At 69.1% G+C, this 14,169-nt stretch carries 19 protein-coding genes; 12 read left to right on the forward strand and 7 right to left on the reverse strand.

What is annotated here, in order from left to right; translation table 11 throughout:
* Positions 1-57 precede the first annotated feature (57 nt).
* The 3 genes from GVN21_RS15060 to GVN21_RS15070 all read left to right on the forward strand — a co-directional run bounded on the left by GVN21_RS15060 (position 58) and on the right by GVN21_RS15070 (position 2,405).
* Positions 58-480 (forward strand): CBS domain-containing protein, encoded by a 423-nt coding sequence (locus GVN21_RS15060; RefSeq protein WP_166575582.1) that lies wholly within the window; start codon positions 58-60, stop codon positions 478-480.
* A gap of 198 nt (positions 481-678) precedes the next feature.
* Positions 679-1,515: a tRNA glutamyl-Q(34) synthetase GluQRS gene (gene gluQRS, locus GVN21_RS15065; RefSeq protein WP_166575583.1), complete on the forward strand. Its 837-nt coding sequence runs from the start codon at positions 679-681 to the stop codon at positions 1,513-1,515.
* Positions 1,512-2,405 (forward strand): DMT family transporter, encoded by an 894-nt coding sequence (locus GVN21_RS15070; protein WP_346764271.1) that lies wholly within the window; start codon positions 1,512-1,514, stop codon positions 2,403-2,405. Before gluQRS ends, GVN21_RS15070 begins: the two co-directional genes overlap by 4 nt.
* Here the strand turns inward: GVN21_RS15070 and GVN21_RS15075 are convergent.
* Together GVN21_RS15075 and GVN21_RS15080 are read right to left on the reverse strand one after the other, a co-directional pair.
* Positions 2,387-3,118: a GNAT family N-acetyltransferase gene (locus GVN21_RS15075; protein WP_346764272.1), complete on the reverse strand. Its 732-nt coding sequence runs from the start codon at positions 3,116-3,118 to the stop codon at positions 2,387-2,389. The genes GVN21_RS15070 and GVN21_RS15075 overlap by 19 nt on opposite strands.
* Positions 3,115-3,735 (reverse strand): TlpA disulfide reductase family protein, encoded by a 621-nt coding sequence (locus tag GVN21_RS15080; RefSeq protein ID WP_166575584.1) that lies wholly within the window; start codon positions 3,733-3,735, stop codon positions 3,115-3,117. The genes GVN21_RS15075 and GVN21_RS15080 overlap by 4 nt, the downstream gene beginning before the upstream one ends.
* Between GVN21_RS15080 and argH the strand changes: the two genes are divergently transcribed.
* From argH to lysA, 3 genes are read left to right on the forward strand one after another with little or no spacing between them, the layout of a single operon-like run.
* Positions 3,736-5,145, forward strand: coding sequence for an argininosuccinate lyase (gene argH / locus GVN21_RS15085; RefSeq protein ID WP_166575585.1), 1,410 nt, complete (start codon positions 3,736-3,738; stop codon positions 5,143-5,145). It abuts the gene before it with no gap.
* Positions 5,142-5,423 (forward strand): hypothetical protein, encoded by a 282-nt coding sequence (locus tag GVN21_RS15090; RefSeq protein ID WP_166575586.1) that lies wholly within the window; start codon positions 5,142-5,144, stop codon positions 5,421-5,423. Before argH ends, GVN21_RS15090 begins: the two co-directional genes overlap by 4 nt.
* Positions 5,424-6,695 carry a diaminopimelate decarboxylase gene (gene lysA / locus GVN21_RS15095; RefSeq protein ID WP_166575587.1) on the forward strand — a complete coding sequence of 424 codons (1,272 nt, stop codon included), beginning with the start codon at positions 5,424-5,426 and terminating at the stop codon, positions 6,693-6,695.
* Here lysA and GVN21_RS15100 read toward each other — a convergent pair.
* Together GVN21_RS15100 and GVN21_RS15105 are read right to left on the reverse strand one after the other, a co-directional pair.
* Entirely contained in the window at positions 6,692-7,144 is a 453-nt protein-coding gene (locus GVN21_RS15100; RefSeq protein WP_166575588.1) for a hypothetical protein, read from the reverse strand. The genes lysA and GVN21_RS15100 overlap by 4 nt on opposite strands.
* Positions 7,145-7,241: 97 nt before the next feature.
* Positions 7,242-8,084: an enoyl-CoA hydratase-related protein gene (locus GVN21_RS15105; protein WP_166575589.1), complete on the reverse strand. Its 843-nt coding sequence runs from the start codon at positions 8,082-8,084 to the stop codon at positions 7,242-7,244.
* Between the two features lie 124 nt (positions 8,085-8,208).
* Here GVN21_RS15105 and GVN21_RS15110 point away from each other — a divergent pair, with 124 nt between their 5' ends.
* The gene (locus tag GVN21_RS15110) at positions 8,209-8,463 is read left to right on the forward strand and encodes an AbrB/MazE/SpoVT family DNA-binding domain-containing protein (RefSeq protein ID WP_166575590.1); all 255 of its coding nucleotides are present in this window, start codon (positions 8,209-8,211) and stop codon (positions 8,461-8,463) included.
* Positions 8,463-8,864, forward strand: coding sequence for a type II toxin-antitoxin system VapC family toxin (locus GVN21_RS15115; protein ID WP_166575591.1), 402 nt, complete (start codon positions 8,463-8,465; stop codon positions 8,862-8,864). The genes GVN21_RS15110 and GVN21_RS15115 overlap by 1 nt, the downstream gene beginning before the upstream one ends.
* A gap of 3 nt (positions 8,865-8,867) precedes the next feature.
* On the opposite strand, the gene GVN21_RS15120 is transcribed toward GVN21_RS15115, so the two are convergent.
* Positions 8,868-9,395: a phosphoribosyltransferase family protein gene (locus GVN21_RS15120; RefSeq protein WP_166575592.1), complete on the reverse strand. Its 528-nt coding sequence runs from the start codon at positions 9,393-9,395 to the stop codon at positions 8,868-8,870.
* Positions 9,392-10,294: a DUF3426 domain-containing protein gene (locus GVN21_RS15125; protein ID WP_166575593.1), complete on the reverse strand. Its 903-nt coding sequence runs from the start codon at positions 10,292-10,294 to the stop codon at positions 9,392-9,394. Before GVN21_RS15125 ends, GVN21_RS15120 begins: the two co-directional genes overlap by 4 nt.
* 81 nt (positions 10,295-10,375) lie before the next feature.
* Between GVN21_RS15125 and ftsE the strand changes: the two genes are divergently transcribed.
* From ftsE to GVN21_RS15145, 4 genes are all read left to right on the forward strand, one after another.
* On the forward strand, positions 10,376-11,071 hold the full coding sequence (gene ftsE, locus GVN21_RS15130; RefSeq protein WP_166575619.1) for a cell division ATP-binding protein FtsE: 696 nt from the start codon (positions 10,376-10,378) through the stop codon (positions 11,069-11,071).
* The gene (locus tag GVN21_RS15135; protein WP_166575594.1) at positions 11,068-11,970 is read left to right on the forward strand and encodes an ABC transporter permease; all 903 of its coding nucleotides are present in this window, start codon (positions 11,068-11,070) and stop codon (positions 11,968-11,970) included. Before ftsE ends, GVN21_RS15135 begins: the two co-directional genes overlap by 4 nt.
* A 307-nt stretch (positions 11,971-12,277) precedes the next feature.
* The gene (locus GVN21_RS15140; RefSeq protein ID WP_166575595.1) at positions 12,278-12,910 is read left to right on the forward strand and encodes a YdcF family protein; all 633 of its coding nucleotides are present in this window, start codon (positions 12,278-12,280) and stop codon (positions 12,908-12,910) included.
* On the forward strand, positions 12,907-13,620 hold the full coding sequence (locus tag GVN21_RS15145; RefSeq protein ID WP_346764273.1) for a lysophospholipid acyltransferase family protein: 714 nt from the start codon (positions 12,907-12,909) through the stop codon (positions 13,618-13,620). The genes GVN21_RS15140 and GVN21_RS15145 overlap by 4 nt, the downstream gene beginning before the upstream one ends.
* Here the strand turns inward: GVN21_RS15145 and GVN21_RS15150 are convergent.
* Positions 13,617-14,159, reverse strand: coding sequence for a gamma-glutamylcyclotransferase (locus GVN21_RS15150; protein WP_166575596.1), 543 nt, complete (start codon positions 14,157-14,159; stop codon positions 13,617-13,619). The genes GVN21_RS15145 and GVN21_RS15150 overlap by 4 nt on opposite strands.
* Positions 14,160-14,169: the final 10 nt, after the last annotated feature.

The raw sequence follows: 14,169 nt of genomic DNA on the forward strand, positions 1-14,169 counted from the left end.
GCCTCCGACTGGCCCGTTAGGTAGGCTCTCGATAGCCGCCAAAGGGGCTCTTTCGCCATGCAGATTTCCGAAGTGATGACCGCCAACCCGCAGGTCGCCAAGCCCTCCGACACGGTCGCCGACGTGGCCCGCCGGATGAACGACATCGACACCGGCGCCATCCCGGTCGTCGAGGACGGCCAGATCAAGGGCATCATCACCGATCGCGACATCGTCCTGCGCGTCGTCGGCGAACAGCGCAGCTTCGACACCCCGGTGTCGGAAGTCATGACCACCGACGTGCAGACCTGCCGCGAGGATTCGTCGATCGCCGATGTGATCTTCCAGATGCAGGACAAGCAGGTCCGCCGCATCCTGATCGTCGACGACAAACAGGCCCTGACCGGCATCGTCTCCCTCGGCGACGTCGCTCAGGAAGCTTCCGCCCGCAAGGCCGGCGCGATCCTGGAAGACATCTCCGAAGCGCCCGCGAACAACTAAGACCAGGGGACTGGTTCGCCGCATCACCCGCGTCGCCGACCTGCCTCATCGTCACCTGGCGTACCTGTCCCCGACAGGCCGCCGCTTCGGGGACAGGCACGCCGATAGCCTATTGCGCGCGACCTTCGACGCTGCTGACGCGGCGAGCCAGTCCCCACCCCGCTATCGGCGGGGCAAGCGTGCGGCTAAACCATTCCGGTGACCCGACCCTTCGTCACCCGCTTTGCCCCCTCGCCCACCGGCTATCTCCACCGGGGCCACGCCTATTCCGCCCTGACGGCCTACGCCGCCGCCCGGGCCGCCAACGGCCGCTTCCTGCTTCGTATCGAGGACATCGACGCCACCCGCTGCCGGCCTGAGTACGAAGCCGCCCTGCTCGAAGACCTGGCGTGGCTAGGACTGACCTGGGAATCCCCTGTCCGCCGCCAGTCCGATCATCTCGCCACCTACGAAGTCGCCCTGGACACCCTCCGCGCCGCCGGCCTCGCCTACCGCTGCTTCCGCACCCGCAAGGAACTTGCGGCCCAGGCTCAGAGCGCGCCTCACGGGCTGCCCCTGCCCTTCACCGGCGCCCCGCTTCCGGCGGAGGAAGAAGCCATCCAGCTCGCCGCCGGCCGGCCCTACGCCTGGCGCCTCTCCCTCGCCGCCGCCCAACAACAGCTCGGCGGCTTCAGCAACCTCACCTTCCAGGACCACACTCACGGCCTGGTCCAGGCCGACCCCGCCAACGCGGGCGACATCGTCCTGGCTCGCAAGGATGTCGGCGTCGCCTACCACCTCGCCGTGGTGGTCGATGACGCGCTGCAGGGGATCACCGAGGTCATCCGCGGCGAGGACCTGTTCGAGGCGACCCATATCCAGCGCCTGCTCCAGACCCTCCTCGATCTCCCCACCCCGACCTACCGCCACCATCCCCTGCTGGTCGGACCGAACGGCAAGCGCTACGCCAAGCGCGACAGGGCGCAGACCCTGCGGGAGATTCGCGCCGCCGGCGTGACCGCCGAGACGCTGCGCCGGGAGCTCGGATTTTCGTGAACAGCCGTGCGCTGCCGCTGATCGCCCTGCTGGCCGGGGCCTGCGCCATTGGCTTCGCCCCCATTTTCGTGCGGCTGACCGAGACCGGCCCGGCCGCCGCTGGCTTCTGGCGGATGTTCCTTGCCCTCCCGTTGTTGGCGCCCTTCCTGTTCCGCCCCGGGAAACCCGCCCCCCTGAAGCCCAACCTGCCGATCCTGCTGGCCGGACTGTTCTTCGCCGGCGACCTGGCCCTCTGGCACTACGGCATCGGCATGACCTCGGTGGCCAACGCCACAGTGCTGGCCAACCTCACCCCGCTGGTGGTCACCGTCGCCGGCTTCCTGATCTTCCGCGAGAAGGTGGGCGCCCTGTTCCTGGTCGGCATGGGCCTGGGCCTGATCGGCGCCTGGACCATGGCCGAGGGCCGAGGCGCCGGCGCGCCGGGCAGCAATCCGCCGCTGGGCGACGCCCTCTCCGCCGCCACCGCCCTGTTTTACGCCGGCTACTTCTTCTGCGTCCGCCAGGCCCGCGCCACCTTCGGGACCACGGCGGTGATGTTCTGGTCCAGCCTGGTCACCGCCGCCGCCCTGGGCGTCATCATGCTGCTGCTCGGCGAGCCCGTCCTGCCCGCCAGCCTCGCCGGCTGGGGCGCCTGCCTGGGCCTCGCCGTGGTGCACGTCACCGGCCAGGGGGCCATCGCCTGGGCGCTGGGCCGATTGCCGACACCCACCGCCAGCGTCGTGGTCCTGATCCAGCCTGCGGTCGCCGCTGCCCTGGGCTGGATGATCTTTGCCGAGATCATGACGCCGCTACAGGGGTTCGGCGCCCTGCTGGCCCTGGCCGGGGTCGCCATCGCCCAATGGGCTTCCGCCCGAGACCAGGCCAAAGCCGATCAGTCGAGTGTCCAGTAGCGATAGGGATAGGCCAGCCGGAACCCGAACCCTTCGTACAGCGCGATGGCCGGCGCATTGGGCGATTCGACCTGCAGATAAGCGCGGCTGGCTCCGGCCGCCTTCGCCCCCGCCAGCAACGCCGCCACGATATCCCGCGCCAGCCCCTGCCGCCGATGCCCGGCCAGGGTCCGCATCCCGAAGATCCCCGCCCAGTCCCCCTCGACCGCGCAGCCGCCGATGGCCACCGGCGCGCCGTTCAGCGCGATCGTGGCGAACACCCTAGGCCGGGGAGTCCGCCGGAAAGCAGCAATCCGCTCGGCCGCGTCCGCTGCGTTCTCCTCTGCTCCCAGAAACACCGTCTCGAACGCCGCGTCGGCCTCTTCCGCAACCCGCACCCGCGTCGGCGATCCGGCCGCGCCGATCTCCGCGATCATCATCTGCGTCGGCGTATGCAACCGGTACCCCCGCCGGGTCAGCAGCGCCTCCAGCGCCTCGGTCTCCCCCGCCGGCTTGAATTGCGGCTTCAGGCTGCGGTCCCGGTACCAGGCCTCGACCGCCTCTACCGCCGCCTCCAACCCGCCCTCGGGCGTCCCGAGCGGCCAGCAGGCGTTCAACCGCCCCGACCACCCGTCCGCCGCGTTGAGCAACCACGGCCCATGCGTCGCCCGCTCCGCCGCCAACCAGGCCCGGTCGGCGATCCGCTCCAGCGCGTCGATCTCGCCCGGCGTCACTTCGGCTCGGCCAGCAGCACCCGCACCAGCTCGATGGCCTCGCCGCTGGCCCAGTCGGCCTCGCCGGCCACGCGCGCCCGCTCCACCCCCTTGCGGTCATAGACCAGCGTCGTCGGCATCCCCAGCGCCGGCGGGTCGAGCAGGAAGGGCATCGAACCGGCCGGGTCGCGGTAGTAATCGAGCGGCCGGTTCTTGCCGATGAAGAACCGCGCCTCCCCGTCCTTGTCGTCCTTGTCGATGCTGATGGCGATCACCGCCACGTCCTGGCCGCGATAGGTGGCCGCCAGCCGCGACAGCGTCGGCATCTCCACCTTGCAGGGCGCGCACCAGGTGGCCCAGAAGTTGACGATCAGCACCTTGCCCTTGAAGTCGGCCAGGCTGACATCTTTCCCCGCCGCGTCCTTGAAGCTCATCGTCGGCTGCGGCTTGGGCGCCGTCACCACTTCCAGCCGCTCCAGCCCGCCTCTTTTCAGGGCAGCCAGGTTCGTCGGGCCGTTCGGTTTGATGACCGCGCTGAGGATGACATATAGAACCGCCAGCGCGCCTCCCAGGATCGCCACCGTAATCGCCCACCGCAACACATCGGGCCGCCGACCGGCCTTGGATACTTCGTTCATATGACCGACGACTCCTCGAACAACGCCCCTAAAGGCCAAGCCATGTGGGGCGGGCGTTTCACCGCCAAGCCGGCGGAGCTGATGCAGGCCATCAACGTCTCCATCGGCGTCGACCGCCGCCTGGCGGCCCAGGACCTCGCGGGCTCCAAGGCCCACGCCGCCATGCTGGCCGCCGTGGGGGCGATATCTAGCGAGGATGAGGCGCAAATCCAGCGCGGATTGATGGCCATCGAAGGCGAGATGGAAGAAGGCGTCTTCCCCTTCCGCGAGGAGTTCGAGGACATCCACATGAATGTGGAGGCCCGGCTGGCCGAGCTGATCGGGGAGCCCTCCGGCCGCCTGCACACCGCCCGCAGCCGCAACGACCAGATCGCCCTCGACTTCCGCCTCTGGGTGCGCGAGGCCTGCGACCGCACGGTCGATCAGATCATCCACCTGCAGCAGGCCCTGCTGGCCAAGGCCGAGCCGCACGCCGACACCCTGATGCCCGGCTTCACCCATCTACAGCCGGCCCAGCCGGTGACCTTCGGCCACCACCTGATGGCCTATGTCGAGATGTTCGGCCGCGACGCCTCCCGCTTCCGCGACGCCCGCGCCCGGATGAACGAATGCCCGCTCGGCGCCGCCGCCCTGGCCGGCTCGCCCTTCCCCATCGACCGGGCGATGACCGCAGCGGCCCTGGGCTTCGCCGCCCCCACCGCCAACAGCCTCGACTCGGTTTCCAGCCGCGACTTCGCCCTGGAAGCCCTCAGCGCCGCCACCATCTGCTCGACCCACCTGTCGCGGCTGGCCGAGGAGATCGTCATCTGGATGACTCCTCAGTTCGGCTTCATCCGCCTGTCGGACGCCTTCACCACCGGCAGCTCGATCATGCCGCAGAAGAAGAATCCCGACGCCGCCGAACTCTCCCGCGCCAAGGTCGGCCGCATCCTCGCCGCCTTCACCAGCCTGACCGTGGTGATGAAGGGCCTGCCGCTGGCCTATTCGAAGGACATGCAGGAGGACAAGGCCCCGACCTTCGAGGCCTTCGACGCCCTTCAGCTGGCCCTGGGCGCCATGGCGGGGATGGTCTCCGACCTCGAACCCAACCGGGACCGCATGGCCGCCGCCGCCGCCTCCGGCTTCTCCACCGCCACCGATCTGGCCGACTGGCTGGTCCGCGAGCTCGACCTGCCCTTCCGCCAGGCCCACCACCTGACCGGCGCGGCCGTGAAGCGGGCCGAGACGCTGGGCGTCGATCTGCCCGAACTTTCGCTCGACGAGTTGAAAGCGCTGGACCCCCGCATCACCGAAGGGGTCTATTCAGTGCTCACCCCCGCCGCCTCCGCCGCCAGCCGCAAGAGCTACGGCGGCACGGCCCCCGAACAGGTCCGCGCCCAGATCGCGCGTTGGAAGGAAGTCCTCGCATGAAACGCGCCGCCCTCATTCTTCTCGGCTCCCTCACCCTCGCCGCCTGCGGCAGTGTTGGCGAACCGGAGCGTCCCGGCCCCCTTTGGGGCCCCGACGAGCGCCCGCCGGCCGAGCGCGCCAAGGAGGAGCAGGCCAAGCGCGCCGCCTCCGAAAAGGCCAACAAGCCGTCCCAGGCCGGCTCCCTGCAGGAGGTCCGCGACCCGGCCTCCAGCGCCGCCACCATCCGCCAGCAGCCGATCGCCGGGACCAACGACCCCTTCGGCAAGCCGCCCAACTAAATGAATCACTTCGAGACCCGCCTCGGCGAGCTCCACTGTGAAGACGTGCCCCTGGCGGCCATCGCCAGGGCCGTCGGCACGCCGGTCTACGTCTACAGCCAGGCCACCCTGGAACGGCACTTCAACGTCTTCCGCGAGGCCCTACGCGCCCACCCGCAGCTGGGCGAGCCGCTGATCGCCTACGCTGTCAAGGCCAACGGCAACGTCTCGGTCCTGCGCGTCCTCGGCGCGCTCGGCGCCGGCGCCGACACCGTCTCCGAAGGCGAGATCCGCCGCGCCCTCGCCGCCGGCATCCCCGCTGGCCGCATCGTCTTCTCCGGCGTCGGCAAGCGCCCGGAGGAGATCGACTTTGCCCTCCGCGCCGGCGTCGCCGAGATCAACGTCGAGTCCGAGCCCGAGCTCGACCTGATCGCCGCCATCGCCGAACGCCTGACCCTCCAGGCCCCCGTCGTCTTCCGGGTGAACCCGGACGTCGAGTCCGGCACCCACGCCAAGATCTCCACCGGCAAGGCCGACAACAAGTTCGGCGTCTCCTTCGCCGAGGCCCGCCGCCTCTACGCCAAGGCCGCCGCCCACCCGCACCTGAACCCCCTCGGCGTCGCCTGCCACATCGGCAGCCAGATCACTGACCTCGCCCCCTTCGAAGCCGCCTTCAGCAAGATGCGCGGCCTGGTCGAACAGCTCCGCGCCGACGGCCAGACCGTCGAGCGCCTCGACCTCGGCGGCGGCCTGGGCGTCCCCTACTTCAACATGCCCGAGCCCCCCTCCCCCGCCGACTATGCCGCCATGGTCGCCAGGGTGGTCAGCGGCCTGGACGTCCAGCTCGCCTTCGAACCCGGCCGGATGATCGCCGCCAACGCCGGCGTCCTCCTGACCCAGGTGCTCCACCGCCACGAACGCCCCGAGGGCCGCAAGTTTCTGGTCCTCGACGCGGCCATGAATGACCTCCTCCGCCCGGCGATGTACGACGCGTTCCACGACATCCGCCCGGTCGCAGCCACCAACGCCGTCCCCGAGCCCTTCGACGTGGTCGGCCCCGTCTGCGAAACCGGTGACACCTTCACCCGCGACCGGATGATGCCCCCCCTCGACACGGGCGCCCTCGTCGCCTTCATGAGCGCCGGCGCCTACGGCGCCGCCATGGCCAGCGAATACAACAGCCGCCCCCTGGTCCCCGAAGTCCTGGTCCACGGCGACCAGTTCGCCGTCATCCGCCGCCGCCCGACCTATGAGGAAATGCTGGCCGACGAGACGGCGGCAGGGTGGCTTTAAGCTCCGGTCGGTTCTGGAGCCGGTAAAGTCCCGGTCATCATCGGCCGGACACGCGCTGCTGCCACCGTGGCCGTCAACAGCCCGAAGCTGATGGGGATCAGGTCCTGTGCATACTTGGACCCCATCACCTTGAGCATATCGACCTTGGTCTCGTCGACACAGACCAGCCCTGGGTTGTTGAACAAAAGCAGCGAGAACATCAGGCCGAGGCCGACCGACAGCATCGCAATTATGTTCAGGCGGCGGTTAGCCTCGCCCGAGGCATTCCGCAGCCTAGTCGCCCAAACGAGTACGGCCAAAGACACCGCGACCGAAACCTTGACCACCCAATCGCTCTCGATGAACAGGTGCGGCAGATACCCGATGGCTTCGCCGTAAGCCGCAAAGCCGATGGCTGCGGCAAATGCAATCAGCGTCGAGGCGCCAAGCGCCAGAGGAAGGGGTCTCATGTAAGGCGCCCCGCAGCACGGGCCTGACCATAGCCCTTACCCGGCGCCTGGCAACCAGGCGGGGACAGGCAGGCCGCAGCGCGGCTGACGTTTCCCCTTAGTCCCACCACGGATACTGCGGCGGCATATCGCTCGAAACCTTCCCCGGAAAGTCCGGCTTCCGCTTCTCCAGGAACGCCGCCACCCCCTCCTTCACGTCCGCGCTCGCCCCCATCGCCATGTTGGCCGGCCCGTCCACGGCCAACACCTTGAACAGGTCCGGCTCCCCCGCCGACCGCCACAACAGCTGCCGCACCATGGCGATCGACACCGGCGAGGTCTCCTCGGCGATCTCCCGCGCCAGCGCCTGCGCCCGCCCCAGCAGATCGTCCGGCGCCACCACCTCGCTGACCAGCCCGCCCCGCAAGGCCTCCTCCGCCCCGAAAACATCGGCCCGGTAGCACCACCGCAGCGCCTGCGGCAGGCCCACCAGCCGGGGCAGGAACCACGCTGACCCCGCCTCCGGCGCCAACCCCCGCCGCGCGAACACGAACCCGAACTTGGCCCGGTCCGAACAGATGCGGATGTCCATCGGCAGGGTCATGGTCACCCCCACCCCGACCGCCCCGCCGTTGATCGCCGCGATCGAGGGCTTGCGACAGGCGAAGATGGCGCCGACAAACCCGCCCTTCGGCCCCGGCGCCTTGCGCGCGCCGAACAGCCGATCCCCATCGTCACCAAAGCTATCCGACCCCGACCCCATGTCCGCCCCGGCGCAGAAATGCCGCCCGGCCCCGGTCACCACGATCACCCGCACCGCATCGTCTTCATCCGCCGCCACGAAGGCGTCAGCCAGGTCGATGCCCATCTGGGCGGTATAGGCGTTCAGCTGCTCCGGCCGGTTCAGGGTCAGGGTCAGCACCCCGTCCTTGAGCTCGCTCAGGATGGTTTCATAGGCCATGGCATCCTCCCGCCGGCCTCTGCCGGGCCGGACGGGTTCAGCCTGTCGCCGGTTGACGTGGGCGGCAAGTATGACGTGGCGGCAGGTCGTTGCCTTCGGATGCCGGAGGCATATACTCCGGCCTATGCCAGACGACGCCTCCGATGTACGCCTTGCAAAGCTGTTCCTGAACGGACGCAGCCAATCGGTGCGCATCCCCAGCGACATGCGTTTCCCGGGCACGGAGGTGACCCTGCGCAAGGTCGGCGAAGGCGTGTTGATCGAGCCCGTGGTCAAGAAAAGGACGTTCAGGGAAGCGCTCCTCTCGATGAAGCCGCTTCCGCCTGAAGAATGGTTCGAACTGCCTGAGGATCCGCCCCCCGAGCCTGTCGATCTCTAGTGCCCCGCTACCTGCTCGACACCAATATCCTGTCGGCCCTGATGCGCGATCCGATCGGCCCCGCGGGGCAAAAAGTCCTGCTTCTGGATGACGATGCGGTGTGCACAAGCGTTATCTGCGCGGCCGAACTCCGGCACGGCGTCCTCCGCCGGCCGACGCCCGCGCGCTTGTCCCAACTCGGCCAGGTCCTGGCCGACATTCCGACCGAAGCGCTTGAGCCGCCTGCGGACCAGCTCTATGGGGCCCTGCGCGCCGATCTTGAGATCGCTGGCGCTGTCATAGGCGCCTTTGACATGCTCATCGCGGCTCACGCCATGGCGCTCGGCTGCATCCTGGTCACCGACAACGAACGCGAATTCCGCCGCGTCCCGGGCCTCACGGTCGAGAACTGGCTCGCCTGAGCCTCAGTCCATCGCCCCGATATACGGCAGTCCCCGCATCGTCCCGGCCACATCAAGCCCGTACCCGACCAGGAACCGCGCCGGCGCCTCCCAGGCCACGAAGTCCGGCTCCATCGCCCGCTTCTCCGGCCAGGGCTTCCTCGCGAACACCGCGGTCAGCACCTCCGCCGCCCCGGCGTCCCGCGTCAGCCGCGCCGCCTCGCTGAGCGACAGGCCGGTGTCGAACACATCGTCGAGGATCAGCGTCTTGCGGCCCAGCACCGGCCGCTGCAGGTCAGCCCGCACCTCGCACCGGCCGTAACTCGCCCGCGCGTCCTTGTAGGACGACAGCCACAGGGCGTCGAAATGCACCATCCGCCCCAGCCGGGCCAAGGCCCGCGTCAGGTCGGCCGCGAACCAGATTCCCCCGGTCAGCAGGCAGACGGCCACCGTCTCGTCATCGATCCTCGGCGCGATCTCGCGCGCCAGCGCCTCGACCCGCTCGGCGATCTCCGCCTCGGAGATCAGCACCTTCGGCGCCGCGTCGCTCAATGTCCCGCCTCCGCTTCGGCCGCAGCCGGCAGGGCGTTCGGATCGTGCGCCCCCAGCGGCTTGGCCTCTTCCACATGACCCGCCGCCGACGCCTCCGCAGGCTCGGCGCTCTTGCTGCCGCGCAACGACGGCCCCTTCACCTCGGTCCCGGCCTTGGGCGCCGACGTCTTCTTCGGCTTCTGCGCCACCGCGCCCTTGTCGAGCACAAACGCCACCTCCACGTCCGAGGCGGTCCGGGGCGGATCGACCAGCACCACGGCGAAATGACGGGTCTCCCCGGCCGGAATTCTGGGATCGGCGGCGCTGGCGATCTTGGCCATCACCCGCTTGTTCTTGTCGTTCAGCAGGCTGATCTGCAGCGGCGGCGCGGTCACCGTCTCGGCCCGCACATTGCGGATCACCCCGGACACCGACAGCGCCGCATGGCCGTCCTGCAGCGCCGGTTCGGCCCGGATGTCCTCGATCTCCAGCCCCACCCGGTTCACCGGCGCGTTGACCGCGGCATAGACCGACGCCGTCCGGGGCCAGATGTTCACCACCGTCTCGCGCCCGAAATAGGCCCCGGCGCCGATCACCACCAGCATGCCGGTCATGGCCGCCCAGACGATGCCGGTGGTCGCCGCCTCACGCACCCGCCGCTCGGTCTGGGCCTTGGCCCGGAATACCTTGGGCAGCTCCTCGCCGGGCAGCTCGACCAGCGGCGTGGGCTCGGGCGTCAAGGTGGACGGTTCGCGGGCGAACGCCCCCTCTTCGTCGCTCAAATCAAGGTCCAGGACCGGTTCCGCACGGGCGGTCCAGCGATGTCCACAGGCCTTGCACTTGACAGTGCGGCCGGACGCGCCGACCTGATCGTCGCCGACGAAATACCGGGTAGCGCACTCAGGACAGGTCAGTATCATGGCCGCCGAATCGGTCCGCTCCCGCAACTCTATGTGAGGTCGCCGATTCCGGCTCCCATGTCCACCGACGACACCTATTCGATGCAAGACGTCGCAGGCCCCGTGCTGCGTTTCTCGGGCGTCGGCATGCGCTATGGGCGCTCGCCGGAGGTGCTGAAGGACATCAATTTCGAGCTCCCCGCCGGCTCCTTCCACTTTCTCACCGGCGCCTCGGGCGCGGGCAAGTCCAGCCTGCTGAAGCTGATCTACATGGCCGAACGCGCCTCGCGCGGCCGGATCGACATGTTCGGCCGCGACATCGACCAGATCGCCGCCACCGACCGCCCCTTCCTGCGGCGTCGGATCGGGGTGGTGTTCCAGGAATTTCGGCTGCTCGACCACCTCAACGCCTTCGACAACTGCGCCCTGCCCCTCCGCATTTCCGGCGGACGGCCGGACAAGTACCGCGCCGATGTCGCCGAACTGCTCAGCTGGGTCGGCCTCAAGAGCCGCATGCACGCCCTGCCCGCCACCCTCTCCGGCGGCGAAAAGCAGCGGCTGGCCATCGCCCGCGCCGTGGTCGGCCGGCCCGACATCCTGCTGGCCGACGAGCCGACCGGAAACGTCGACCAGGGCCACGCCCTGCGCATCCTGCGCCTGTTCGTCGAGCTCAACCGCCTGGGCACCACCGTGCTGATCGCCACCCACGACGAGGACCTCGTCGCCCGCAGCGGCCAGCCGGTGCTCCATCTCGATAACGGCCGGATGATCCACTACGGCCGGGGCGGCGCGGCATGAGCGACACCGGCGCCTTCTTCGATCCCGCCCGCTGGCGCCCCGGCCCGCTGCTGCCCCGACGCGACGCGCGAGACGGCGCGTTGGTGTTCATCGTCGCGGTCCTCTGCTTCCTCGCTTGCCTGACCGCCATCGGCGCCCTGGCCGCCGACCGCGCAGCCCGCGGCTGGACCAACCAGCTGACCGGAAGCGCCACTGTAGTCATCCAGCCCCACGGGGCCGAAACCCCCGACGCCGCCGCCGCCCGCGCCGCCGAGGCGCTCAGCGGCGTCAAGGGCGTCACCGAGGCGCGCGCCCTGGAGAAGGAAAAGGCCGAGGCCCTGCTCGAGCCCTGGCTCGGCCGCGACGCCATGATCGACGACCTGCCCCTGCCCCGCCTGGTCACCGTCGACCTCGACCCCAAGGCCCCCGCCAAGGCCGCTGACCTCGACCGCGCCCTGAAGGCCGCCGGGGTGCTGGCCACCGTTGATGACCACAGCGTCTGGATCGCCGACATCCAGCGCGCCGCCGGCTTCGCCCGCTGGTTCGCCCTGTCGGTCTGCCTGCTGATCATCGCCGCGGCTGCAGCCGTGATCGGCTTCGCCACCCGCGCGGGCCTGGCCGCCCATCGCGACGTCATCGAGGTGCTGCACCTGTCCGGCGCCGAGACAGGGTTCGTCGCCCGCCTGTTCCAGACCCGTTTCGCCACGGCCGCCGGCATGGCCGGGGCCTTCGGGGCGACAGCCGCGGCTGCCCTCGCCGCCCTCGCCCGCCTGGCCGGCGGCGGCCAGGGCCTCACCCCCGTCCTGCCCCTGGCCTGGATCGACCTGCTGGCCGTCCTGCCTGTCCCGGTCCTGGCCGCCCTCACCGCTGCGGTCGCCGCGCGCCTCTCCGCCGCCGCCATCCTCCGCGACCTCGGATAATTTTACCCGGGTTAAATTCCGAGGCCGTTTGGCCATCTCCCGACGACGCCGCATAGCCGTGGGCACAAGGCCGCACATCGCGACCCACAATCCCGGCTAAGCCCCTACGGACTGGGCTACGCCACAGTCCACATCCGACCTACTTCGAACTACGCCGCCACCCACCGATAATGGCCGTCTTTCCGTTAGTTAGGAACGAACTCTAATCGCTCCCGGCGCCTCGACCTGCTAGACTCGCAACGCTTCGGCCCACGGGCCGCACGGCCCCCATTTCCTCCGGGCGCGGGAACCCATTAGAACATTCACCATGCGCCGCCTCGCCCTGCTGCTGATTGTGATTCTGGTCTGGTTCGTCGGCCTGCTGGCCTTCGCGCGGCGGGTCGACACCATCACGCCGGCCGCAGAGCCGCCGGTGTCCGACGCCGTCGCGGTGTTGACCGGCACCAACGACCGGATCAAGGCCGCCGTTCGCCTGCTGGAAGAGGGCAAGGGCAAGCGCCTGCTGGTCTCCGGCGTCAACCGCGAGGTGACCCGCCAGGAGCTGATGGAGCGGATCGGCGTCTGGAAGCCGATCTACCAATGCTGCGTCGACCTCGGCTTCGAGGCCTACGACACCAAGGGCAATGCTCAGGAGATCGCCGCCTGGGCCCGAAAGCATGGCTACACCCAGATCATCGTGGTCACTGCCGACTACCATATGCCCCGCTCGATGCTTGAGCTTAAGGGCCAGACGCCGGGCCTGCGGCTGATCGCCTATCCGATCAAGTCCGAGGCGGTCGAGGCCTCCCATTGGTGGCGGGATAAGATCCAGATCCAGCGGATGACCATCGAATACTGCAAGTACCTGGCGGTGCTGGTCCAGGAGTCGGTGATGAGCCTCTTCCGCGAGAAGCCCGACGCCCCGATCGAAAAGACCGCCGGCAAAGAGATTGCGAAGTGAACCTCCTCCGCTCCCTAATCTTTACGGCCGCCTTCTATTCGGTCTCAGCCATCGCGGCGATCGGCCTGTCGCCGCTGATGCTCGGTCCCCGCAGCTGGTCGATGGGGGTCATGGCCGTGTGGAGCCGGGTGGTTACCTGGCTGTTGCGGGTGATCTGCGATGTGAAGGTCGAGGTGCGCGGCTGGGAAAACCTGCCCAAGGGCGGCGCCCTGATCGCCGCCAAGCACCAGTGCATGTTCGACATCTTCGGCACCCTCGGCATCCTGCCGGACGGCTGTTTCGTGCTGAAGAAGGAGCTGCTGCGGATCCCGTTCTTCGGCTGGTGGGCCCTGCGCTCGCGGATGATCGTTGTCGACCGCGAAGGCCATTCGGCGGCCCTGAAGAAGCTGGTCAAAGACTCCAAGGACCGGATGACCGACCAGCGCCAGCTGGTCATCTTCCCCGAAGGCACCCGCCGCCACCCCGGTGAGGTCGGCGACTACAAGCCCGGCATCGCCGCCCTTTATCGCGAGCTGGAGATGCCAGTCACCCCCCTGGCCCTCAACACCGGCGTCCACTGGGCTCCCCGCGGCATCACCATGCAGCCGGGCACCATCGTCTTCGAATTCCTGCCGCCGATCCCGCCGGGCCTGAAGCGCGGCGAGTTCATGCGCCAGCTCGAAGGCGCCATCGAACCGGCCTGCCAGCGGCTGCTCGACGAGGGGCTCTAGCGGCCCTCGCCCTCGACCAACGTCAACAGCCGCTCCATCCCCTCGTCCCGTATGCCTTCCGCCCGGAGATGCACCACAAGATCGGAGAGATAGTCCTCGTTCCGCCCGGAAAGCCCCACCGCACCGCTGATCAGTTCCGCCTGCCGTTCCAGGCTCAGCGCACCTGCCCACTGCGGATGGCCCTTGTCCGACAGGAACACCAACGCCGGCTCCCGCCCGCCCCCATCCAGCGCCACCTCGCGCCAGGCCTCGACATAGGTCTCCGTCGGCTGCTCCCGTTCGCGGAGATAGGCGTAGACCTCCGGCCAGTCGGCCTCCGCCACCCGATAGGCGGCGCCGCGCACCGCTCCGCCGGGAGCAAGCCCCAACACCAGTCCGGGCCGCTCATACGTCCCCCGATGGTGCACCGAATAGATGCAGAACGCCCTTCTCCGCCCGTGGAGAACGGCGCCTTTTCGGTCTACAAACGGGAACCCCGGCCGCCACATCAGCGATCCGTATCCGAAGACCCAGCGGTCTCCGCCGCTACCCTGATCCATCAAATCCACG

It is taken from the genome of Caulobacter sp. SLTY, assembly GCF_009905535.1.
Taxonomy (GTDB): Bacteria; Pseudomonadota; Alphaproteobacteria; order Caulobacterales; family Caulobacteraceae; genus Caulobacter.